This is a genomic window from Nguyenibacter vanlangensis (assembly GCF_013376155.1).
In the GTDB taxonomy this organism is placed as follows: Bacteria; Pseudomonadota; Alphaproteobacteria; order Acetobacterales; family Acetobacteraceae; genus Gluconacetobacter; species Gluconacetobacter vanlangensis.
In genome coordinates, this window is sequence record NZ_JABXXP010001062.1 from 1 (window position 1) to 756 (window position 756).

Genomic DNA, 756 nt, shown 5'->3' on the forward strand with positions numbered 1-756 from the left:
CCCTGGGGCATCCCCTGGGGCGTCTCCGCCGCCGAGGCGGGCCATGGCCTGGTCGGTGGCGTGCCGGGCATCCTGCAGCGCCTGGCGCGCGACGGCCTGGTCGTCCGGAGGGGTGGACATCAGGATGTTGGCCGGCGCGCGCTCGTGCGAGATCAGGATGGCGGTGTCGAGGACCTGCCGGAAATATCGGATGTCCGCCGCGTCGCGGCTGGTCTGCCGGTAGACGCCGTAGGCGGGGAGGATCAGCGCGACCGCGAAGCCGAGCACACAGAAGCCGACGACGAGGCTGGCATGCCAGATCTTCCGCTCCAGTCCTGTCTGGTTTCGGTCCGCTGCCTCCTGCCGCTTGGTCATGAAATCTTGGTATCCAATCGAGCGTTTATCATAACTGTCTTAATTCATATGTGACTTGCAAATTAAATAAATTATTCAATGACGTAATATATTGTGGTTTATGGTCCTGATTTGAATAATTACTTTTCCAATTCGTACCTTCGGGGGAGAGCCCGCCGGGGGTCGCGGCGGCGTGAGCATATTATCCTCCTGCGTGGCCGCCTGCATGGCCCCCTGGTCATTTTCCGGTAAAATTTGTAAAGCCGCCGTCATGACCGGGCTGACACACAGGGCGAGGCGATGGGCGGCGTTGTGGCCGCTGGTCCTGCTTGCCGTGGTCGCGCGCCTGACCCTGGGCGGGCTGGCGGCGCCGCAGGCGGTGCTGGACGACCCGTCCGCACACCTGGCGGGCCTGGTCGTGCT

The 756-nt window shown here is 62.8% G+C and carries 1 protein-coding gene; it reads right to left on the reverse strand.

The window, feature by feature from the left end; all coding sequences use genetic code 11:
- Positions 1-354, reverse strand: a 354-nt coding sequence (locus HUK84_RS21215) for a hypothetical protein (protein WP_374729407.1), incomplete at its 3' end; no start/stop codon positions are given.
- Between the last annotated feature and the right edge of the window lie 402 nt (positions 355-756).